General features: G+C 51.5%; 16 protein-coding genes. 9 read left to right on the top strand and 7 right to left on the bottom strand.

Translation table 11 applies throughout. From position 1 onward, the window contains the following. Positions 1 to 256 precede the first annotated feature (256 nt). Entirely contained in the window at positions 257 to 1165 is a 909-nt protein-coding gene (gene lpxO, locus ACUHMQ_RS04985; protein WP_445294345.1) for a lipid A hydroxylase LpxO, read from the top strand. Between the two features lie 57 nt (positions 1166 to 1222). On the opposite strand, the gene ACUHMQ_RS04980 is transcribed toward lpxO, so the two are convergent. Further along, on the bottom strand, positions 1223 to 3370 hold the full coding sequence (locus ACUHMQ_RS04980; RefSeq protein ID WP_445294344.1) for a prolyl oligopeptidase family serine peptidase: 2148 nt from the start codon (positions 3368 to 3370) through the stop codon (positions 1223 to 1225). Between the two features lie 499 nt (positions 3371 to 3869). Between ACUHMQ_RS04980 and dusB the strand changes: the two genes are divergently transcribed. The 8 genes from dusB to ACUHMQ_RS04940 all read left to right on the top strand — a co-directional run bounded on the left by dusB (position 3870) and on the right by ACUHMQ_RS04940 (position 14924). Beyond that, positions 3870 to 4895 (top strand): tRNA dihydrouridine synthase DusB, encoded by a 1026-nt coding sequence (dusB, locus tag ACUHMQ_RS04975; protein WP_445294343.1) that lies wholly within the window; start codon positions 3870 to 3872, stop codon positions 4893 to 4895. A gap of 134 nt (positions 4896 to 5029) precedes the next feature. Continuing rightward, the gene (locus tag ACUHMQ_RS04970; protein ID WP_445294342.1) at positions 5030 to 5266 is read left to right on the top strand and encodes a helix-turn-helix domain-containing protein; all 237 of its coding nucleotides are present in this window, start codon (positions 5030 to 5032) and stop codon (positions 5264 to 5266) included. 224 nt (positions 5267 to 5490) lie between these two features. Continuing rightward, positions 5491 to 7053 carry a bifunctional phosphoribosylaminoimidazolecarboxamide formyltransferase/IMP cyclohydrolase gene (gene purH, locus ACUHMQ_RS04965; protein WP_445294341.1) on the top strand — a complete coding sequence of 521 codons (1563 nt, stop codon included), beginning with the start codon at positions 5491 to 5493 and terminating at the stop codon, positions 7051 to 7053. Positions 7054 to 7238: 185 nt separating this feature from the next. After that, positions 7239 to 8528, top strand: coding sequence for a phosphoribosylamine--glycine ligase (purD, locus tag ACUHMQ_RS04960; RefSeq protein WP_445294340.1), 1290 nt, complete (start codon positions 7239 to 7241; stop codon positions 8526 to 8528). A gap of 143 nt (positions 8529 to 8671) precedes the next feature. Next, positions 8672 to 9472, top strand: coding sequence for a transporter substrate-binding domain-containing protein (locus ACUHMQ_RS04955; protein WP_445294339.1), 801 nt, complete (start codon positions 8672 to 8674; stop codon positions 9470 to 9472). A gap of 140 nt (positions 9473 to 9612) precedes the next feature. After that, positions 9613 to 10866, top strand: a complete 1254-nt coding sequence (gene hemA / locus ACUHMQ_RS04950) for a glutamyl-tRNA reductase (RefSeq protein WP_445294338.1) — start codon at positions 9613 to 9615, stop codon at positions 10864 to 10866. Between the two features lie 122 nt (positions 10867 to 10988). Then, positions 10989 to 12071, top strand: coding sequence for a peptide chain release factor 1 (prfA, locus tag ACUHMQ_RS04945; RefSeq protein ID WP_445294337.1), 1083 nt, complete (start codon positions 10989 to 10991; stop codon positions 12069 to 12071). Positions 12072 to 12491: 420 nt separating this feature from the next. Beyond that, positions 12492 to 14924: a putative bifunctional diguanylate cyclase/phosphodiesterase gene (locus ACUHMQ_RS04940; RefSeq protein ID WP_445294336.1), complete on the top strand. Its 2433-nt coding sequence runs from the start codon at positions 12492 to 12494 to the stop codon at positions 14922 to 14924. A 225-nt stretch (positions 14925 to 15149) separates the two neighbouring features. Here ACUHMQ_RS04940 and ACUHMQ_RS04935 read toward each other — a convergent pair whose 3' ends face one another. From ACUHMQ_RS04935 to ACUHMQ_RS04910, 6 genes are all read right to left on the bottom strand, one after another. Beyond that, positions 15150 to 16004 (bottom strand): PA4780 family RIO1-like protein kinase, encoded by an 855-nt coding sequence (locus ACUHMQ_RS04935; protein ID WP_445294335.1) that lies wholly within the window; start codon positions 16002 to 16004, stop codon positions 15150 to 15152. A gap of 100 nt (positions 16005 to 16104) precedes the next feature. Continuing rightward, positions 16105 to 18075 carry a helicase-related protein gene (locus ACUHMQ_RS04930; protein ID WP_445294334.1) on the bottom strand — a complete coding sequence of 657 codons (1971 nt, stop codon included), beginning with the start codon at positions 18073 to 18075 and terminating at the stop codon, positions 16105 to 16107. A gap of 698 nt (positions 18076 to 18773) precedes the next feature. Then, complete coding sequence (locus tag ACUHMQ_RS04925; protein ID WP_445294333.1) at positions 18774 to 19409, bottom strand: hypothetical protein; 636 nt, start codon at positions 19407 to 19409, stop codon at positions 18774 to 18776. A 146-nt stretch (positions 19410 to 19555) separates the two neighbouring features. Further along, the gene (locus ACUHMQ_RS04920; protein WP_445294332.1) at positions 19556 to 20989 is read right to left on the bottom strand and encodes a polysaccharide pyruvyl transferase family protein; all 1434 of its coding nucleotides are present in this window, start codon (positions 20987 to 20989) and stop codon (positions 19556 to 19558) included. Then, entirely contained in the window at positions 20989 to 21699 is a 711-nt protein-coding gene (locus ACUHMQ_RS04915) for a 4'-phosphopantetheinyl transferase family protein (protein WP_445294331.1), read from the bottom strand. The genes ACUHMQ_RS04920 and ACUHMQ_RS04915 overlap by 1 nt, the downstream gene beginning before the upstream one ends. Further along, on the bottom strand, positions 21699 to 22421 hold the full coding sequence (locus ACUHMQ_RS04910; RefSeq protein WP_445294330.1) for a thioesterase II family protein: 723 nt from the start codon (positions 22419 to 22421) through the stop codon (positions 21699 to 21701). The genes ACUHMQ_RS04915 and ACUHMQ_RS04910 overlap by 1 nt, the downstream gene beginning before the upstream one ends. Positions 22422 to 22455: the final 34 nt, after the last annotated feature.

Here is a 22455-nt window from a genome sequence, read left to right as displayed (position 1 = left end):
TCGTGAACTACACATACCTGCGCACCACTCATACCTAAAGATTGCGAACAACCGCAATGCGATTCATCATTGCGCACTGTCGTTACCTAATTAAGTCGGGCTGCTTGGTTTTCAAGCCACCCGATGAAATAACTTGGCGTAAACAGCCTTCGCATCCTCTCATCGCTGGTCTTCGCAGCTTTACCGCGCACTATCCAACTTTTCCAGCGTAGCGGGCTATTGCTCGGCAGAGGCTTTCGCCAAGCAAGGATTTCCCATGTTATTGCTTAAATTCGCCATTTTTCTGGCCTTTGTTGGCGCAACTGCCTACATCCATCTGCGCGGTAAAGTGCGGTTGGGATTTTGGCGTCAGCTCAGCGACCATTCGACATTCATGGCGCCTATAAACTGCTTCATGTATCTGTTCTCGCGGGTGCCAAGCACGCCATACATTCCCGTAGAACAGTTCACTGAGCTCAAGACCCTACAGGACAACTGGCAGGCTATTCGTGCCGAAGGCGAAAAGCTCTATGGCTCCGGTGATATCAAAGCATCCGATACCTATAACGATGCCGGCTTCAATTCATTCTTCAAAACGGGTTGGAAACGCTTTTACCTGAAGTGGTACGACGAAGCGCACCCTTCTGCCGCTTCGCTTTGCCCAGTCACCACCGCATTGCTGAAAGACATCCCCAGTGTAAAAGCGGCCATGTTCGCAGCCTTGCCACCGGGCGCCACTCTAGTACGCCATCGGGACCCATTTGCTGGTTCCTTACGTTACCACCTCGGCCTGACCACACCGAACGATGACCGTTGCTTTATCGACGTAGACGGCCAACCCTACAGCTGGCGGGATGGTGAAGCCGTGATGTTCGACGAGACCTACCTGCATTTCGCCGAGAACCGTACTGATCAAAACCGGATCATTCTGTTCTGTGATATCGAACGCCCCCTGCGTTTTGCTCCTGCACGTTGGATGAATCGCTTCATCAGCCGCAACCTGATTGCTGCAGCGGCAGCACCGAACCAGGAAGGGGACCGTACTGGCGGTATCAACAAGGCATTTGCCTATGTTCAGGAAGTCCGCCTCTGGGGTAAAAGGGTTAAAGCACGCAGCCGCTTTCAGTACTACGCGTTGAAATGGGCGCTTTTTGGCGGACTGTTTGTACTTTTCTGGTTGATCTGACACAGCCGCCCAAAAAAAACGCCACCAACGGTGGCGTTTTTCTTTTCTCGATACTGCTTAATTAACCGGCTGGAATCCTGGTACTCCCATACGCCAGAGAAAGAAACCCCAGACGTCGGCAGTTTCAGCCACCTGCTGGGCTTTGGTTGATCCCATGCCATGGCCACCGTCGTAATCCACTCTCAAAATCACCGGTTGTTCACTGCTGCTGGCTGCTTGTAACCTAGCTACCAGCTTGGCAGGCATCCAGGCATCGACACGCGGATCATTCGCGCCAGTGGTAACTATCATTGCCGGATACGCGACCCCATCCTTGATACGGTGATAGGGGCTGTTGGTCAGCATGGCGTGGAAATCGCCCTCACGGGTTACCGTGCCAAACTCCGCGATATTGGGTGGCCCATTGGGTGTGAATTCCATGCGTAGCATATCGCTGATACCGACTGCACTATTGGCCGCCACAAAGAGATCCGGCCTTGCCGTGATCGCGCCACCAATCGTGATCCCTCCCGCACTGCGACCCTTACCCGCCAGCTTGGCCGGAGAGGAATAGCCATGCTTTACCAAGTAGTCGGCACAGGCAATCAGGTCGAGCGCAGTATTGGCTTTGGTCTGGATATAACCCGCTCTATGCCAAGCCTCGCCATACTCCCCACCACCACGCACATGGCAAGTAGCCATCAAGCCACCTTGTTCCAACCAGGCTTTGTTCTGGGGGTTGAAACGCGCTTCCATCGTCATACCATAAGCGCCATAACCCCATACAATGGCCGGGTTATTGCCATTACGCTTCATGCCGCGCGGCATCAGGATAGTCATCGGTACCAGTACGCCATCGTGGCTCTTGACCATTACCCGCTCCGATACGGCATCGGAGAAACTCACTGTCGATGGTGACATCAACGATGTACCGGTCAGGACCTTGCCATCAAAGGAATAGTACTGAGGGGAAGTTGTCAGGTCTTCCAACTTGAACAACGCACTGTGTGATTCAACATCTGCACTCAATTCACGCAACGTACCTTTGACAGGCAATTTCAATACCTTGGTTTTGCCCACGTAGCCCACTTTGAGCAGCTCATCAACGCCACCCTCGCTGCGTTTGACATACAAACCATCTGCTACCGGTTGAACATGCCGGATCACCCCTCCTGCTTGCGGCAGCAGCACTTTAGCCTTAGCCACCGCGGTGCGATTGGGGTCCAACTCCAGCACTTTTCCACGCGGTGCATTCAATGTGGAAAGCAGGTACAGCTTCTCCCCATGCTGCACCACATCCGTCACCTGGTCGACTGGGCTGACAATGCGTCGCCAAGGCGTAGCGGGACCGCTTATCTGTTCTAGTGGTGCGATGTAATAAGATTTTGCAGTCGCATCGCCATGTAGAACTGTGGCCAATGCATAGCTGGCGCCTTTCGCGACCGAAACGTAAGGGATGTCGGCAATCTCAAAGGTTCGATCAGAGTCAACCTGCCAACCCAGTACAGTCACATCGTGTTCAATCGCGTTCCCAACCCGATGCAGATAGACTGCGCTTTTGTTGTAACGCTCTCGCTGGCCATCTGCCTCGGCCGACGGTAAACGGTTATAGAAGAATGCCTTTCCATCAGGCAGCCAACCAAGTTGGTGATTCAGACCAGCCCGGTCAATTTTTTCTTCCAGCCATTTACCCGTCTGCAAATCAAGTAATCGGAGTTCACTGTCTTCCGACCCACCCTGGGATACGCCAACAGCGATCAAGCGGCCATCTGGCGACGGGGAATACCAATCAATCGCATAATGCGCACCACCTGTGCCAAGACTATCCGGATCAAGTAATAGGCTCTCCACACCTTGGGCATTGCGCATATACAACCGCCGGCCATTTTTCCCAGGCTCACTTTTCAAATAGAAGCTACGCCCTGCAGCCTGTTCCACTCCCGCCACGCTGGTTGCTGCATCCACCAACTCCTGTAAACGAGCCTGCAACTTGGTTCGCCCGGGAATTCGCGCCAGAATGCCTTCAGCGTAGTCCGCCTGAAGCTTCAACCAGCTTTTCCACTCACTGCTCTGCATATCTTCCAACCAACGATATGGATCGCTGACCGTGGTGCCAAAATAGTTTTCCTGCACCGGTTTCATCGGTGTGGCAGGAGGTGCCGCCAGCGGGGCAGCATTCGCCACCAAGACCAGGCACAGTGAGAGCAGGGTAGGACGATAATGCATGATTCCCCTCAAATAATTATTGTTTTAGTGTTGTTCCAAAATCGTGTTCAACATCCGGTGAAGCAAGATAAAAGAACCCCTCCAGATCAGCTCTAACCAGTCGCAGAATACTTCTGATATTGATCAAAGTTGCTAACAAGCCCGCATTGTAATCTCGCTTTTATGGAAATCCCTGATGCAGCACAACAAGTGATGGCAAACGCAACAGATACGTAAAAAGTGAGGGTAGTTCGCTATATTTAGCTGCTTTTAACGACAGTGATTGCCAATAGGCTATCGAGATCTGCCCAAAAATTAAGCGAAATGGCTTCGCGGAAATTGTGGCTGCGGGTAGAATGCGCCTGACTCTTGCCGCTGGACACCGACACTGCTTCGTTCTCCAGCGGCTTTGCTTTCTGTAGGTCATGCGCCTTCCTTCAAAAGATGCCTGGCCATAAGTGAAGATCTGTTACACGGTATTGCCTATCTGCAGGACTTGGCAGCTCGCGAATCGGAACCTATGCATATCGGCCCCTATCAACTTAGAAACCGCCTGATCGCCGCCCCTATGGCAGGTGTTACTGATCGGCCTTTTCGCATGCTGTGCAAACGGCTGGGGGCAGGTCATGCGGTTAGCGAGATGATCACGTCGAATGCGATGTTGTACGGCAGTGAAAAAACCCGGCGGAGAGCTAATTTCGACGGAGAGCTGGCGCCGGTAGCAGTACAGATAGCCGGTAACGACCCTCAGCAAATGGCGGAGGCTGCGCGTCATAATGTGGCGGCCGGGGCGCAGATCATCGATATCAATATGGGTTGCCCAGCCAAGAAAGTGTGCAATGTACTGGCGGGTTCTGCACTGCTGCAGGATGAAGATCGAGTAGCGCGTATCCTGGACGCCGTCGTTCAATCCGTTGATGTGCCTGTAACGCTCAAAACTCGGTTGGGATTCAAAAACGGCGAGGAAAATATCCTTCGCGTAGCCAAACTTGCCGAAAATAGTGGCATTGCGGCGTTGGCGCTACATGGACGCACACGCGAAGATATGTACAAAGGCGCAGCGCGTTACGAACTTATCGCCGAAGTAAAACGTAGCTTAAAAATACCTGTGGTCGCGAATGGCGACATCGCCAGCCCTGAAAAAGCAAAGCAGGTACTTGATGCAACAGGTGCTGATGCCATCATGATCGGCCGCGCAGCCCAAGGCAGACCATGGATTTTTCGCGAAATTGACCATTTTCTGCAAACAGGCGAAAAACTGCCCGAACCAAAGGTCATGGAAATCCATGCGATCCTGATGGAACACCTACAGGATCATTACGCTTTTCACGGCGAATACTCGGGTTGCCGTATCGCCCGAAAGCATATCGCCTGGTACACCAACGGTCTCGCCGGCTCGAACACTTTCCGCCAAACCATGTACCAACTCGATAGTACGGCCGAGCAACTTGCCGCAGTAGATAGCTACTTCAAGCAACTGGCACAAGCCAATGAGCGCCTGGTGTATCAGGACGAGCCTGTTTTAGCAGAACAAAACGTAGCGTAGACATCGGAACGTACTTCGATATGCCGCAAGCGCGGAGCCACCGAATGTTCCAGTAAGAAGCTCGTAGTTAATAAACAGGTAACCGATTTCCACGACAGCCTGAGTTTTATATGTACCAAGAGGAAAACAAGAATATGTCGAGTAACGATCAGATTTGTTTTGCCGTTCGTGATGCACTGGAACAGTACTTCCGTGATCTCGATGGTGAAGCCCCGCAGGCGATCTACGACATGGTCTTAGCCAAAGTGGAAAAACCGATGTTGGAAGTAGTGCTTCATAAAGCGCAGGGCAATCAGACCCGCGCAGCTGAGTTATTGGGCATCAATCGCAATACCTTACGCAAGAAGATGCAAGATCACGATCTGATCTAAATCTGGCCTGCAAATGCTTGGTTTCCCACACGGTATGGTCACCCTAGTTAACCATCTCCCAGACTGGCCACGGTCCTTTTTGTTGGCTGTCGGGCAGACTCCTGCCGCTCTACCCGAAGCCGAGTATATCGGCTCCAACACAGTACCCAGTCTTGCTGCTCGGCAATCACTGGGCTGCCGACATTAATTTTGTTTCCCAACTTATAGCAATACGAGTACCCATCATGGTCAAAATCCAGCGCGCCCTAATCAGTGTTTCCGACAAAACCGGCGTACTTGAATTCGCCCAGGCTCTAGCCGGGTTCGGTGTCGAGATCCTTTCAACAGGCGGTACAGCCAAGTTATTGGCTGATGCTGGTCTGAAAGTTATCGAAGTAGCAGATTACACGGGCTTCCCTGAAATGCTGGATGGCCGGGTCAAAACGCTGCATCCCAAGATCCATGGCGGTATTCTCGGCAGGCGTGACCTCCCTGAGCATGTAGCCACGATGCAAGAGCACAATATTGGCACCATCGATTTGGTTTGCGTGAATCTTTATCCATTCGAAGCCACCATTGCCAAACCCGGCTGCAACTTTGCAGATGCGATTGAGAACATCGATATCGGTGGCCCGGCAATGGTGCGCTCAAGCGCGAAAAACCATGCTTTTGTCGCTATCGTTACTGATGCCGCTGATTACAAGAACCTGATAGCGGAAATGAAGGCTGCAAACGGCAGCCTCGGACCAATTACCCGCCGCAAACTGGCACAAAAAGCCTTCAGCCATACTGCCGCTTACGATGGCGCCATAAGCAACTACCTGACCGGCTTGACTGATGAAGGCGAAAAACTGGCCTACCCCCAAAGACTGAACTTACAGTTCGAAAAAGTGCAGGACATGCGCTATGGCGAAAATCCACACCAAAGCGCGGCGTTCTACCGAGATCTGGCTCCAGCCATTGGGAGCTTGGCGAACTACCGTCAGCTGCAAGGTAAAGAGCTCAGTTACAACAACATCGCTGACTCAGATGCCGCTTGGGAAGCCGTCAAAGCATTCGATGAGCCCGCCTGCGTCATCGTCAAGCACGCAAACCCTTGCGGCGTAGCAATTGCAGCAGATACCCTGACCGCCTATAAATTAGCCTTTACCACGGACACCACGTCAGCGTTCGGCGGCATCATTGCTTTCAACCGTGAAGTCGATGCACCAACTGTTGAAGCCGTAACCGGACAGTTCCTGGAAGTACTGATCGCCCCCGCGTTCAGTGAAGAGGCCAAAGCCATCATCGCAGCCAAAAAGAATGTGCGCGTACTGGAGATTCCACTTCAGACAGGAGCCAATCTATTTGATTTGAAGCGTGTAGGTGGCGGCCTGCTCGTACAGACACCAGATATCCACCGCATTACTGAAGCGGACTTCAAAAGTGTGACGAAGAAAGCACCCACCGCACAGCAACTTAAAGACTTGCTGTTTGCGTGGCGTGTAGCCCAATTTGTTAAGTCGAACGCAATCGTCTTCTGTGGCAACGGTCAAACACTTGGCGTAGGTGCTGGTCAGATGAGCCGAGTCGACTCAACCAAGATTGCAGCTATCAAAGCCAAGAATGCCGGGTTGGCGTTGAAGGGCTCAGTTTGTGCCTCTGATGCCTTCTTCCCCTTCCGCGATGGTGTGGATGTGATTGCAGAAAATGGCGTTTCCGCAATTATCCAACCGGGCGGTTCAATGCGCGATGAAGAAGTTATCGCGGCAGCCGATGAGCATGGTATTGCCATGGTGGTGACCGGTATTCGCCATTTCAGGCACTAAAATCCAATACGGAGCCGGAACGGCACTAACGCTAGCGTATCGTCAGTATCGTTGTTGGTTATAGCGACTCCAAGTACGAGCTGTATGGCCAAGTACAGCTAGGTTTCACATGAAACAGCGAGGTGCAGGATGCAAGAGATACAAGCTACTTACATCGCATCCTCCACCCCAATCGAGGTAAAGCAATGAACATTCTCCTAATCGGTTCCGGTGGTCGTGAGCACGCACTGGCCTGGAAAATTGCCCAATCGCCACGTGTTGGCAAAGTCTTTGTGGCACCAGGCAACCCCGGTACGGCACGTGAGGTAGGACTGACTAACGTCCCCATCACAGACATTGCCAAACTGATTGAATTTGCCAAGCAGGAAAATGTCGCCCTGACCGTTGTAGGCCCTGAAGCCCCCTTGGCGGCAGGTATCGTCGATGCTTTTCGCAATGCGGGCCTGAAAATCTTTGGACCAACCAAAGCTGCAGCTCAGCTTGAATCATCGAAGGATTTTGCCAAGGCCTTCATGGCACGACACAACATACCTACGGCAAAGTACCAGACCTTTTCCGATGCGACACAAGCTCATGCCTATGTGAATGACCGCAGCGCTCCCATAGTGATCAAGGCCGATGGCTTGGCTGCGGGCAAAGGTGTGGTGGTAGCAATGACCTTGGATGAAGCGCATGCTTCGATCGACAGCATGTTGCTCGACAACAAAATGGGCGACGCAGGTGCCCGTGTAGTTATTGAAGACTTCCTAAAAGGCGAGGAAGCCAGCTTTATCGTCATGGTTGACGGTAAAAACGTATTGCCATTGGCCAGCAGCCAAGACCACAAGCGTCTCCTGGACAATGATATGGGACCGAATACTGGCGGTATGGGTGCTTATTCCCCAGCTCCAGTGGTAACACCTGCTATTCATGCCAAAGCCATGCGTGAGGTGATCTTGCCGACCATCTCCGCCATGGCCAAGGATGGCCTGCCCTACACCGGCTTCTTGTATGCAGGCCTCATGGTGTCAGACGATGGGGCCGTCAATGTTGTCGAATTCAATTGCCGCATGGGTGACCCGGAAACACAACCTATCATGGCACGGTTGAAATCCGACTTGGTGGGGCTGCTGGAACATGCAGTGAATGGCACGCTTGATACAGCCGAAGCAGAATGGGACCGCCGAGTAGCACTGGGCGTCGTACTTGCTGCTGGTGGCTACCCGGATGCACCTCAGAAAGGCGACGCCATCCACGGGCTACCCACACAGCACGCAGATGATGTCTTTGTTTTCCATGCTGGTACCGCACAAGAGGGGGACGGAATAGTCACCAGTGGCGGTAGAGTCCTTTGCGTAACGGCATTAGGCGATAGTGTCAGGCAGGCACAAAAGCTTGCTTATGATGTCATCAGCCAGATCCATTTCAATAGTATGCAGTTCCGGCGAGATATTGGTTTCCGTGCACTGGCCCGCAAGCCTGGCAGTAGCAATTAGGCAACACCATAAGGCCCCTATAACAGTAGGGGCCTTATTCATTATGGCTTCGTGGTGAAAAGAATCATGCTGAGGGCATAGTGCCCATGCCTATAATGCCCTCAGCGTTTTACTGCCCATCTCTACCCCCTGGAGAATTAACCGTGAAACTGAATTTTTTGTTATCTGCCTTTCTTGGCCTTTCTTTAATCGGCTCAGCATTCGCCGATGATCTGGATGAAATTAAGAAACGCGGCACACTGGTCGTCGGTGTAACTTCCGACCCACCTTTTGCCCAGCTTGATACCAAAAAACAGTCTTACACGGGCTATGACGTGGACTTTGCTGTCGCCATCGCCAAGCAGTTGGGTGTAAAGGTAGTAATCAAGGACATCACAACAGCAGACCGTATTCCTAAATTGCAATCGAAGGATGTCGATATCCTCATCGCTACGCTGACCAAGAACGCGGAGCGCGAAAAAATCATCGACTTCAGCTACGGCTATTTTGTCACCGGCCAAAAATTCATCGTCCGCAAAGGTAAGGTCAAAGCCATTGAAGACCTTACCACCGCCACCATTGGTACCATCAATGGCTCAACTTCTGAGAAACAGCTCCGCCGTGAAATGCCCAAAGCCAAAGTGATGTTATTCCCCGAAGCTGATGCAGGCTTTGTTGCCCTGGATAAAGGCCAGATTGATGCCTTCAGTACCGATGAACCGATTCTTGCTTCGCTCTATAACAAGATGCCGAACAAGAGCCAATTCGAGATCCCAAATATCTCTATTTCCCTGGAGGTATATGGCATCGGTATGCGGAAGGGTGAGAAACGCCTTCAGGAAACTATCGACAAAACTATCGTAGCCATGGAGCAATCGGGCGAAGCCAAGCAGATTTTCGACCGCTGGTTTGGGCCTAACAGCACCATTCCACTTACCCGTTTATTCACAATCAGCGCGAAATAAATATTCAATTAACGAATAAAAGCCCGGCCAAGTCGGGCTTTTGCTTATTGGGAGCCAAGTACTTGTCGAATAAGCCTTTCTGGCTGAACAGGCCTGCACTGGGGTAAAATTCAGCCCTTTCCTCTGGCTCGCTTCCCTGCATGGCGCTGTTTACCCTCGGCCTCAACTATGAGACCGCACCGATTTCTGTGCGGGAAAAGCTTGCCTTTGCGCAGCACGAGCTAGGTACTGCCGTCGCTGAACTGGTGACTATTCATGGTATTGGCGAAGCAGCCATCGTTTCTACATGCAACCGTACTGAGTTGTATGCCACCGTTAAAGACGAGACTTCCTTACTGAGTTGGCTGGCAAAATCCCGTCAGCTTCAGCCGGAAGAAATCACACCTTATCTTTATCGCTTACCTGATCGCGACGCTGCCCGGCATGTATTCCGTGTAGCAGCGGGCCTGGACTCCATGGTACTCGGTGAGACCCAGATACTCGGGCAACTCAAGGATGCTGTGCGGGAAGCCCAGGATGCTGGTGGACTTGGTCCTTCATTGAATGGGTTATTCCAAAAAGCGTTTTCGGTAGCAAAGGAAGTTCGCAGCCAAACTGCTATCGGTGCCAATTCCGTTTCTTTAGCGGCTGCAGCCGTTAAATTAGCGGAACGCCTTTTTCCCGATATTGCTGATTTGAACGTTCTGTTTATCGGTGCTGGCGAAATGATCGAGCTTTGCGCCACCCATTTTGCTGGACGTAAACCTCGCCGCATGACCGTAGCAAACCGTACCTTGGAAAGAGGCCAAGCACTCGCAGCCCAAATTGGTGGCGATACTTTCGCTCTTTCCGAGCTGCCGAACCGGCTGGCCCAGTACGATATCGTCGTCACAAGCACGGCCAGCCAACTCCCCATCATTGGCCTCGGCGCAGTCGAGCGTGCCATCAAAGCCCGTAAGCACAGACCGATCTTCATGGTCGATCTGGCTGTACCTCGTGATGTGGAACCGGAAGTTGGGGCACTGCCAGACGTCTATCTCTACACCGTCGATGATTTGGCCGAAGTGGTACGCCAGGGCCGTGCCGAAAGACAACAGGCGGTGGAGGAAGCCGATGCCATCATCGAGCGATGTACCGATGAATTCATGCAGTGGCTGGGTAACCGTGCCCTAGTTCCAACCATACGTGCTTTGAAGGACCAGGCTGAACGGTTACGGCGGCATGAGCTGGAGCGTGCCAACAAACTGCTAGCCAAGGGTGAAGACCCTGCAGCAGTGCTCGAGTCACTTTCGCTCAGCCTTAGCAACAAGCTCTTACATGCGCCTTTGGCTGCATTGAACCAAGCCAATTCGGGGCACCATGCCAATCTGATCGACACCGTACGTCATCTATATCATCTGCATGACGAAGAATAGCGACAATCACTACGCTATTGGGAGGGTGAGAATCGAGATTGACCTCCTGCCTATACGTCCAGCCGCTCTCAACGCATGTACATAGCGGCATAATTCCAAATATCCATCCGTAGCGCACAATAATGAAACCCAGCATCGCAAACAAACTCGCCCAATTAGCCGACCGGCTCGAAGAAGTCGGACATCTGCTCGCCAGCGAGGAGGCCACCCGCGATATGGATAGCTTCCGTAAGCTGAGCCGAGAGCACGCCGAACTGACTCCGGTAGTCGAGCTCTATCAGCGCTTCCAACAAACCGAAGCAGATTTGGCCACCGCGCGTGAATTGCTTACCGACCCGGACATGAAAGAACTGGCCGAAGCGGAACTAGCAGAGGGCGCCGAGCGTATCGAGGTGCTGGAAACCGAGTTGCAGAAAGCATTGTTGCCGCGTGATCCGAACGATGAGCGCAATATCTATCTGGAAATCCGTGCAGGCACGGGTGGAGATGAATCCGCACTATTTGCAGCCGATCTGTTTCGCATGTATAGCCGTTTTGCGGAACGTAACCGCTGGCAGGTGGAAATTGTTTCAGCTTCCGAAAGTGACCTGGGTGGTTTTAAGGAAGTCATTGCCCGTATCGTTGGCCAGAGTGCCTATTCCAAGCTCAAGTTTGAAAGCGGCGGGCATCGCGTACAACGTGTACCGGCTACCGAGACCCAAGGCCGGATTCATACCTCTGCATGTACGGTTGCCGTCATGCCAGAAGCCGACGAATTGGAAGAGGTGAATATCAACCCTACGGATATCCGTATCGATACTTTCCGTGCAAGCGGCGCCGGCGGGCAACATATCAACAAAACGGATTCCGCAATCCGGATTACCCATTTTCCTACAGGCTTGGTAGTGGAATGCCAGGATGGTCGTTCCCAGCATCAGAACAAAGCACGTGCCATGCAGGTATTGGCTGCACGTATCAAAGACAAACAGGAACGGGAAGCTCACGCCAAAGAAGCGGCAATGCGTAAATCCCTGGTTGGTTCTGGCGACCGCAGTGAACGGATTCGTACCTACAACTTTCCACAAGGTCGGATCACCGACCATCGCATCAACCTTACGCTCTACAAGCTTGATTACGTCATGGATGGCGACTTGTTCGAGTTGACCAATGCGCTATTGGCGGAACACCAAGCTGAACTGTTGGCAGCCATGGCAGAGCAGGGTTAAGCGTCTATTCAAAGACTTTTACGCATTAATGGTACTGCGTTGAAAGCCCCCTCGGAATGCTCACTTACCACTTCTAAACGCCGCTTCTGCTACCGCTCTCAATTGACTTCACACTGGCTTACAAGAATTTGACCAGGTTCTGAAGGTATATCGACCTTAGAGCTTGTTAAACGTCTCGCGAGCTAGAGCAAGGCAAGGTGAAAACAGCCGAGGAAGTGGAGTTTACGTGTGGTAAATGCGCATTCCGAGGCTGTTTTTAACGCCGTACTGCTGACGCGTAGCAGACTTCGAACAGGTTCTTAAACCCTCTCTCTTGATTTCTTGAAAATCCAGGGATACCAGCGCAACACAGCCCCCTTGTGGACTTATCTCATGCGCCTAGTTTTTACGCTTCGCTGCGTATGTCTTCTGCTATTCACCGTGTTAGCTCTGTTTGCCCATTCGGCAGAGGGTTCAATCCAATACCGGTGCCAACCTGGCCAAGTTGATTGGAAGAGTCTTAAGAACGGTGACAAGTTCTACATGCTGGAGAGGGACCTCACAACAAAGCTGCATTGTGAAGTGCACGTCAAGCTCAGCGGTAATTACAGCCAGCAATGGCTGACTTTAAAAGGCATAGTGCAATCCAGCGCTGCCAGCCTTTCACCTCAGCCGGGTCAATCACCCGCACCTGTTGTATGGCGAAGTTCCCGCAGCATTGCGCTAGTACCCAATGCTCAAGGAGAAGCACGGGTCCAACTCCAAGCCCATCTCCCGATACGCAGCGAGATTCAGGTACAACTATCAGCACCGATCGCTTTTCTTAGCGACGATGCGATTGAAGCCCAATTTCGCACGGGCCTTCTTCTATTGTTGTTTTCCATGGGCGTAGTAAGCGGCCTGTTTGCCTATGCCATGCGCGATAGCACAATTGCCTGGTATAGCGGTTTCACGCTTGCTGTAGCTGTTTTCTGGGCGATGCTGACCGGCAATGCCATCAGCCCAACTGGCATCGCATTGCACTACCCCTTATTCAGTCAAAACCTGTTACTCGCCAGCTACGGGTTCAGCCTGTTCTGCGGACTCTGCTTTTCAATACAATTTTGTAATCTGGCCCAGATCAGTCCATGGCTATACCGTTGCCAATTCGTATTAAGTGTGGTGATTCTGGCTTTCACCTTGCTTGGCTTTGTGCCGGCGTTATTCCCGTTGATCATCAATTATTTCAACTGGGTAGCACTGATTACATTACTGGTGACCTTCCTGCCTGGCATCGTATGCCTGGTCCGGCGGGATTGGCGCACAGGAGGGGTATATCTTGCAGGCTGGTCACCCGTCATTCTGACCTGGGTCAGTTTGCTGCTACTGTCTGTTCCCCGCATGGCTGGCAGTCCGGTTTGGCTGGAACAGGTTATCAACCATCTTCAAGCCATCGGCTTCTTTCCAGACTGGTTAAGGTCGCCGCTTAGCCGACAGACCGCCCTGGTGACCCAAGCCTGCATTTTCGCTCTGGCAGTGGCCTACCGTACTGCCCAATCACGGAAGAAGCGTGAACAACAAGCGCTGACCGACAAAGCAACCAACTTACCTAACCGTGCTCATTTTCTATTACGTGGAAATCAGATACTGGCAAAACATCGCCAGCAACGCCATGCACTGTTGATGTTTGAAATCACGGACTTCTCCACCATCAATGGCACCCTGGGTTACGACAGCGGGGATCAGGTACTTTATGAAGCTGGCCAACACCTGAAAGAAAAACTGGGTAAAGCAGTTTTGCTTGCACGGGTTGGGAATAAGCAATTTGCCGCTCTTCTCAACGAACAACCTGATGAATACGACTTGACCCTGCTGGCCAACGATTTGGCAAGAAAGTCCTTCTGTGTTGCAGGCCAGCCTTTGGACATTCGCCTGCGCTGCGCTGGGACGCATAATTCACCACACAATACCGACTTGGAAGCCCTAATGCGCCAGGCAGAAATTGCACTGGAAGCAACGCAACAGGGAAATCAGACTGCTCGGCTTTATCATCCTGGTTTAGAGCAAGCTCAGTTTTTTCAGCTGAGTTTATTCTCCGCCATACGCACTGCTATTACCGAGCAGCAGCTGATCATTTTTCTACAGCCAAAGGCTTACAGCCAAACCGGCAAGATCAGTGGTGCAGAGATATTGTTACGCTGGCAACACCCTGAATATGGGTTGATTTCACCCAATCAATTCCTGCCTTTTGCTGAAAAAACCGGTTTGATTGTTGAGTTGACCCGCTGGATGCTTTTAGAAGCGTTGAAATTGGCCAAACGCTGGCAAGAACAAGGTATCGATCTGCATCTGTCTCTGAATTTGTCAGCTGCCGATCTGGCAGATCCGAATCTGCCAGCCTATATGGCTGAGTTTCTGAACACTACTCGTGCCGACTCACACTTACTGACGTTGGAAATAACGGAAAGCGAAGTAATGCAGAATCCCAAACTGGCTATCAACAGCATGCAGGCGTTGAATATCCTGGGTTTTAAATTATCGCTTGATGACTTTGGCACAGGTAACTGCACGCTGGCCTATTTACAGGATATGCCAGTAAGCGAACTCAAAATCGATCGGTCATTTGTGGTCAATGCCAATCGAAGCAAACAAGGCAAAGTACTGCTCAAATCAATTATTACGCTGGCAAAAACGTTAAAACTGCACACGGTGGCAGAAGGTGTGGAAACAACGATTGAGTGGCAGATGCTATATGAGGCCGGATGTGATGAAATCCAGGGTTACCTGCTGGCAGCACCAATGCCAATAGCAGATTTCGAAGCCTGGTTACCCAGGCACGTATTTATCACCCCGCCTTCGCCAGAGCCTCTTCACAACCTCGCTACACAGATGTAACCGGGCTGTTTTCTGTTCATAAACAGGTTTTAGCCCAAGCTCCCTGACTAATCTCGCAACATCTACTTGCGAGCCAAGTCGGCGGTACTGGATAGCTTATGCACACGTTATCCACAGGCAAAATGTGCCTAAGCCATACTGACCTGTTAGCAGCTCAGGTAAGCAGCTATCTTACCCAGCAAGCATTCACAAAATACTTTGCCTCGTAAATAGCCCTTAAAGCCCTTACACGTCTCTCGACTCTGCTTGGTAGCGACGGCGCTCTTCTTCTTCTTTACGCACGGTTTCCACCTCGTTCAGCACTGCACGGACATCAACCGGCCGGTTGTCTCGTTTCACTCGACCCGTCAGGACCACTTCCGGGGTTAAAACGCCAGCCTGATACAAACCCCAGATTTCTTTTCCGTACTCGCTTTTAGCCAGCGAAGGCGCAAATTGGCTGAAGTAAATGCGTAAGTTATCCACATCCCGTTGCAACATTTTGCCGGCGCTGTTATTCCCGGCAGCATCCACTGCTTGTGGCAAATCGATAATCACCGGCCCATCAGCATCAACCAGGATGTTGTACTCAGACAAATCACCATGAACAACACCTGCGCATAGCATCAGCACAACTTGCTGTAACAGCTGCTGGTGGTAATCGAGCGCCAGGGCTTCGCTCATTTCAACATCGTTCAAACGGGGAGCAACGTCGCCACTCGCGTCCGTTACCAGCTCCATCAGCAGTACGCCTTCAAAGCAGATATATGGCTCGGGTACACGTACACCGGCATGTGCTAACCGATACAGCGCATCCACCTCTGCTGTTTGCCATGCTTCTTCCTGTACTTCCCGACCATATTTGCTGCCTTTGGCAATGGCTCGTGCCTGGCGACTGTTTTTGACCCGACGACCTTCCGTATAGGCTGACGCTTGCTTAAAGCTTCGTTGATTTGCTTCCTTGTATACCTTGGCGCAGCGTATTTCATCGCCACAACGCACGACATACACCTTGGCCTCTTTGCCGCTCATTAGCTGACGCAGTACTTCGTCTACTAAGCCATCTTCTATCAGCGGTTCTAGTCTTTTTGGCGTCTTCATGCAGGCCTGGCTGGGTAAAAAGGAAAGATTTGGAATCTACTCACAGTGTTGCTACGCAATTGCAAACAAATTCCGATTGAATCAGCTTACTAAACCGATGCTAACTTCGACGGCTAAATTTGCTGCCTTTGCGTCGAACTTGCTTTGCATGCTTGCTTTGCCGTTGACGGGTGTTTTGCACTTGCAACAGTTTGTCGATTTTGTCTGAGGTCGATTGCATCATCATTTGTGCCATATCGCCATCGGGGAAAGTATCCGGCATGCGATAAGCCAACCAGGCATAAGCCGCATAGCGTTTACAACTGTCTTCGTAAAATTGCAGCTCATTACGGCCAGCATAGCCATCAAGCTGCAATACATTGGCTGCCCGCTTATGAGCCCTACATTTCGCCCAATCTTGTAACGCTTGTTCCAACAACGGAATTTTGGTGGAAATTGGGCACAGGCTTAACGTAAAGCGGTCTGCCAACGTTAATGGCAATGAATCAAGCCACCGTGCTTTTTCCATTTGATCGGACAAATTCGACGGCAGAAAGAATTCGTCGTGCACGTTGATGTGCTTTGCAAACAGCTCCAATAGCGCATGTAGACGGTTTTCACCGGTGGCTTTAGCGATTTGTTGCAGGTAATCCAGATTTGGCGCAACAAAGAACCCGCTATCTGGCAAAGGTTCTGGTTTTTGCCTTAGCAATGCAGCAATGGTTTTATGGGTGTAACTGTCCAAACCTGCGACATAACCTGCTGCGTGTTCACCAAAACGCCCAGCACGGCCTGCAATCTGTTTGGCCAGTGGTGCAGCGATCATGCCTTCGGTGTAACCATCCCACTTGTTTGAAGTTGTGAAGATCACTCGACGAGCAGGGGTATTCAATCCCATGCCTATTGCGTCAGTGCCTACAACAATTTGAGTTTCGCCATTGATAAACCGCTCGGCTTGAGCTTGGCGGACTTCTGGCGAGAGACTGCCGTAAATTGCAGAAACGCTAAAACCTGCTGCGATGACTTGATCGCGCCAGTTCAATACTTCCCTACGTGAAAAAGCGATCAGTACATCGCCAGGCTTCAGGTTTTTCAACGAGCCAAGTGGCTGCTTATCCATTTCCAATGGGGACTTTCGCTGTAATTCGCGAGTTTCCAAAGTCCCGCCAACACGTTTTACTAGTGATTCGATCGCTTCTTTTGCTTCCAATGCACCCAATAAATACACAGTGTTGGCTGGTACACCGCATACCGCTGCGGTCCAAGCTGCACCACGGTCTGGATCATCCAGTAATTGAATTTCGTCGATTACTGCAACGTCAATTACCCGGTTTGGATTAAGCATTTCCACAGTACTGGCTACATGCGTAGCTTCTGGGTGCAATTTGCGTTGTTCACCGGTTATCAAGCTGACTGCTACACCAGCATTCTGCAGTCGAGTGTAGTTTTCCAAGGCAAGTAATCGTAATGGTGCGAGATAAGCACCTGATTTTGCACGTGCCAAATGTTCCATTGCCGCATGGGTTTTACCTGAATTGGTTGGTCCTAACACAGCGATGAAATGCCGCTTCATACCTTGGGCGACAGTGAATGATTCTGGGTAAAGCGAGAGATTTACTGCACTACGCGTTTTTTCTGCTCTTTGTGTTTCAGCACGATTGCCTTTCGCTGCGTTGATTCGATCAATCGCCAAGGTGCAACGAAAGCGTGCAAGTTCGTATTTGGCAACCAATGCATGTAATGCGCTGCTCGGATCCAGTTCGAATTCATGCGCGGTAGTGACAACAACTTCAGCGCACTTTTGCAGTTGTGTTTCCAGTTTGGATTTAGCTGCTTCGTTCCAACGTTCTTGTAGTAAGGCGAAACGCTCACCGATATCCAATTTGCGCCATTTGCTCGTTTTCCCAAGAAAACCTTCGTCTGGCACGAGGTGGTAAGGCACAACACGTTTGCCAACGAGAATCTCACCATGCACTGACACTGCATAACTGCCATCAGTTGTGACCAGGGTCGCGTTATGGGCTTCCAGATAGCTGGTCAGCAAAGCGGCTTCAGTTTGGTTTTCTACGGTCGCGGTGCTGCTGTTGGTCATAGGTTTTCGTTCAAGTATTGCTTTGTCTGAACCTGTTCATGGTCTTACTGCACAGCAGCAGTCAGAACTTCATGTGCTACTCGAATCTGACTTCTGTGTTGTGCTTCACTCTGCTGAGCATTGTGCGTGGCAGGTCGTAAACAGGTTCTAAAAGGATGAAAAATCGCGATTTTATGCTTTGTAAGGGGCTGCATTATCCATGTACTTGTTTCTGAGCATGGTGTTGTTCTGCTCAATGGCAATTAATTTGTTGATGAGATAGGTACTTCCATAGCTGATTTGTCGTTTTCTTTAGGGTTGAGCAGCTGTTTCTACAACGCGTTAAATGGGTAGTTCTGTGTTTGTAGAGAGAAGTAGCGATTTTGGTGCGAAGCCGTTTAGTGATGTGTGATGAACAGTGATTGGAGGGAAATTTATATCAGTGAATTTAATAAGTAATGTTTGGTAGTAGATAAATAAGGGCTACACAATGCTGTGGATAACTGAAATTCCTAAATTGGAACAACAAGTTGTGAAAATTCAGCCTTGTGGATAGTACGAAACAGGGCCTGTGCATAGTTTGTGACCGCTTTTTTTCCTCTGGTTTGGAACCCTAGTTGTCCACACTGTTAATGAATCTATACATCAGGCTGTGTAGTACTGATTTTCCGCTTACGTAGTTCTTGGTTAAGCAATAAATATTTATTTATTTCAATGAGTTAAGAAATAGACTCGTTGCTTGGGAAATCGCATGTGGACTGGGTTGAATTACTGTGGGTTTCGCCAAATAGTGCGTAGTTCAGTTGTGAGAAGAAACAGGTGTAGATGGCGCCATCATGTATGGTTGTGGTGCGGGAATCGCCATTGGTATCCCATACTGTTATATCGAAACGTGCACGCACGAGAGGCACATCGGCTGGTTTGCCTGGCCGGATAGAAACAAATGCCCGGATACTTTCGTGGTCGGGTTTGCCTTTTAGTGGGATGCCTTTGGCTTTCAACATGGCACGGATAGCCATACGCCAACGTATGCTCACCACCTTGTTGCGTTCCCCCTCGATTTGCTGAAGATCCGTGTCCGCTTTGACCGGAGCAAAGCCCATCTTGCTTAGCGCTACCACGCTTGCATTGACCACATCAAGCTCGCTGGCCGATATGATATGGCGATCTTGTACCTTGGCGAGGGCTTGGCGTTCTTCCTGGGTTAGATCGACCGTTACCTGATGGGAACTGACCCTTAGAAGGCGATTACCGCCATTGCCTGTTACGCGCTCATTGGGGTTCTTGTGCGCGCAAGCAACGGTCAGGGTGGCAATGGCTAAATGGGTAAATAGCCGTTGTATGGTTGGCTGCATCCGATGTAATCCTTCGCATGTCTCCTGTTTCCTGTACAGCATGGAGCGCAGTGGTTTCAAATGGCTACAGAGAATCCGCCCACAACACATCGCACCGAGCAGTTGAATACCCGGTGACTATGCAGACAATGTCGGGCTAGAGCCTGTCAGCCGTAACGTGTGATGAGTTCCGCCTGTCTGATGCTTAAGGGAGGCAAATATCGATCCCATTCGCTATGGGCTACGGGAAGGGGCATATCCGGGTGAAATTGCCGTACTTCATCAGCAAAGCGCTTGCCCATTTCCGCCATGGCAAGCAGGTTTCTGGCAACCTTGGCTTGTGTTTGCTGTGAGATTGTTTTGCGCTCCGTTTCGACGAATCTCAGCGCTTCAACCAGCTGAACAGCAAGATCAGGTGCATCGACCTTCAATAGGCAATGACCTGCATTGTCGTGCCCCAGGAGATTTGCGATCCGTTCGTCCATGCTGACGCCAATTGCAGGCACACCCGCTTCCATACTGGCCACTATGGCGTGAAAACGTGAGCTGATCATCAAATCGGCGCTGCGTAGCAAACCTACGATAGCTGTGGGTGGTACATCACCACTGACGACGATAGACGCTGGCAGAACCAGGCGTTTCGCCAAATCATTGCAAGCTGTTCTGTCTACTTTATCCATGCCAATGACGACAACACTGCCGTTATTCGCTTTTTGCCATGTATTGGCAGCACTGGCCAAGCCATCGAGATAATGGTGATAACGCTGCTGGATGGATGCATCGTCTGGATGAAAGAGAATGCTGCCGAAATGTAGTTCCTGGTGGGCACCGGTCTGCTGCATCTCCATTGCTTTCGCCAAGTCGGGACGCACCGGCCACCAGAATGGGTTCATGGGACATACAACCAGAATTGGATGCTTATCCACACCCAATGCGGCAAGGCGTTGTTGGGTATCAGCTAGCGGCTCGGCTTGATAAGTCCAGGCTGTATCTGCACCATCGGCAACACGCATACCCATGGGTTCAAGCACAGCACGGGATTCCACATTACGGCACAGAATAAGCGGCTGCTTGCCCAGGCTGGCGATAAATGCTTTCAAGTCGGGCTCCATCCGGCCAGCCTCTGCACCATAGCCAATGGCCAGCTTGCCTGCGGCCGCGGCCATTCCCAGTGCGCCACCCATCATGGCGGAGAGCATGCAGCAAAGGTTGGATTTGAACATTGAACCATCGCAGGCGATCACGCCGTCATACCGGTCTATGGTTCGCGCCAGGAATTCTGGGAAGTAATCGAGCACCACTTCCAGTTCAATATCATCCTGCAGATCGGGCGGCAGTGCGTCCCCACTCACCACAAGGCCGATGCGGACTTGTTCGCGACCCAGAACAGCGCGAACCTGGCGGATCATCTCCGCAACACGAATATCTGCGCCGGTATTGCCGCCACCTGCGTAACCAACGAACAGCAGCCTGAGCGGTTCACCGGGTGTACGCGTATGCCGAGGTTTTGCTGCAGCCGCGTCTATCAAGGTTTGAAGTTGGCGATAGAGCACTGGGTAGGCGGCATTGGCCAGCATGAATTCTTCAAGCAATTTGGACATCACTTTTCCTCGATCAATTGAAACGTGTCGGCAGTGTTTTGCAAGCACCACTGGCGAATGGTGCGGGGTGGTCCATCGTGAGCAATGGCTACTGGGTGATTACCGGCAACGCTGAAAGTGTGTAGCTGCCAAACGAGGTGCGTTGTGGATAACAAGCGAGGTTTGCCCTGCGTGTCGATAGTCAGCTCAACCGATTCCAATGCCGAAAGACCACTGCCAATTGCTTTGAGTACGGCTTCTTTTGCTGTCCAGAGCTGTAAGAAACAGGCTGCACCATCGTGGGCGGAATCTATTAGGCGGCGCTCAGCCGGGCTGAAATAGCTTTCTGCGATGCCGCGCCAATCGAATTTGCGCCGGCAGTGTTCTACATCGACACCAACTCCGGCGCCCCGGCCCAGTGCAATTACTGCAATGTCTTCCGAGTGGGAGAGGTTGAAACCAATATCCGGGTAGGCAGGCAACATAGGCTTGCCGGCGGCTTCATTGCGGAATACCAGTCCGGCAGGTGAGACATTTGATGCCAAGCCCAGTACAAACCGAAGCGCCGCATGTGCCACAGTAAAGCGTTCGCCATGTATGCGTTGGACGAAGCGGCTTGCGCGCTGTTTTTCCTCATCTGACAGGGTTGTGCTGTAGTTTCCACCGCTTTCCAGCACCACGGTGACAAGATGCAGCTCAGTATCAATTAAAGATAACGGTGGATTTGTCATCAGTGTTCCACCGTTGCAGCCAGTGTGGTTGCCACGTGCTGAATGACTTCAATTTCACTGTCGCGCACAAAAAAGTGTGCGCCGTCAAAGAGCTGCCTTGTAAACCGTGCTTGAGTCAGCCCCTGCCAGGCATCCAAAGCTGGCAGCGGTACGTGACGATCGTCGCACCCACCCAATGCGGTAATGGGAATCTGTGAAAGCGGTGCGTTTGCGGTGTAGCCATCATTCAGCGCCAAGTCTGCACGTAACAGCTCGAATACGGTCTCTTTCAATTCGGCGTCGGAGAAGACAATGTCAGGCGTGCCGCCCAGATCACGCAGATAGGCTTCCAGAGCCGGGTCGCTGAGGCGATGTAATGCAGTGGTGTAGACCGATAGCGGCGCGCGGCGGCCGGAAGCGAACAGATGTACAACCTGCTGACTCTGTTGCTCCAGTTTGGCTGCGGTAGCAAAGGCCAATGCAGCCCCCATGCTATGGCCGAATAATGCGACCGGCAGATCGAGCAGCGGCTTAATCGCATTGAGTAGCGTGTCGACCAGCATATCAACAGACCGGAAAGGCGCTTCACCATACCGATTACCACGTCCTGTCAGTTGCACGGGGCAGACGTCGATGAAGGGTGGCATGCGATCCACCCAGCTGCGATAAGCCAGTGCGGCCCCACCAGCATGGTGAAAGCACAGCAGCCGTACTCTTGCATGCGGCCGTGGCTTACGAAACATCAACCAATTTTCAGCTGTTGTCGTTGATGAAATC

Source organism: Chitinimonas violaceus (assembly GCF_052601015.1).
This window is presented reverse-complemented; position numbering and strand designations above follow the sequence as displayed.

What these genes read in the sequence shown, in the direction of transcription:
- ACUHMQ_RS04910 (WP_445294330.1), bottom strand. Translation starts at nt 22,421, where the DNA reads ATGTTTCGTAAGCCACGGCCGCATGCAAGAGTACGGCTGCTGTGCTTT.
- ACUHMQ_RS04980 (WP_445294344.1), bottom strand. Translation starts at nt 3,370, where the DNA reads ATGCATTATCGTCCTACCCTGCTCTCACTGTGCCTGGTCTTGGTGGCG.
- ACUHMQ_RS04935 (WP_445294335.1), bottom strand. Translation starts at nt 16,004, where the DNA reads ATGAAGACGCCAAAAAGACTAGAACCGCTGATAGAAGATGGCTTAGTA.
- prfA (WP_445294337.1), top strand. Translation starts at nt 10,989, where the DNA reads ATGAAACCCAGCATCGCAAACAAACTCGCCCAATTAGCCGACCGGCTC.
- ACUHMQ_RS04915 (WP_445294331.1), bottom strand. Translation starts at nt 21,699, where the DNA reads ATGACAAATCCACCGTTATCTTTAATTGATACTGAGCTGCATCTTGTC.
- dusB (WP_445294343.1), top strand. Translation starts at nt 3,870, where the DNA reads ATGCATATCGGCCCCTATCAACTTAGAAACCGCCTGATCGCCGCCCCT.
- lpxO (WP_445294345.1), top strand. Translation starts at nt 257, where the DNA reads ATGTTATTGCTTAAATTCGCCATTTTTCTGGCCTTTGTTGGCGCAACT.
- purH (WP_445294341.1), top strand. Translation starts at nt 5,491, where the DNA reads ATGGTCAAAATCCAGCGCGCCCTAATCAGTGTTTCCGACAAAACCGGC.
- ACUHMQ_RS04920 (WP_445294332.1), bottom strand. Translation starts at nt 20,989, where the DNA reads ATGTCCAAATTGCTTGAAGAATTCATGCTGGCCAATGCCGCCTACCCA.
- ACUHMQ_RS04930 (WP_445294334.1), bottom strand. Translation starts at nt 18,075, where the DNA reads ATGACCAACAGCAGCACCGCGACCGTAGAAAACCAAACTGAAGCCGCT.
- ACUHMQ_RS04970 (WP_445294342.1), top strand. Translation starts at nt 5,030, where the DNA reads ATGTCGAGTAACGATCAGATTTGTTTTGCCGTTCGTGATGCACTGGAA.
- hemA (WP_445294338.1), top strand. Translation starts at nt 9,613, where the DNA reads ATGGCGCTGTTTACCCTCGGCCTCAACTATGAGACCGCACCGATTTCT.
- ACUHMQ_RS04925 (WP_445294333.1), bottom strand. Translation starts at nt 19,409, where the DNA reads ATGCAGCCAACCATACAACGGCTATTTACCCATTTAGCCATTGCCACC.
- purD (WP_445294340.1), top strand. Translation starts at nt 7,239, where the DNA reads ATGAACATTCTCCTAATCGGTTCCGGTGGTCGTGAGCACGCACTGGCC.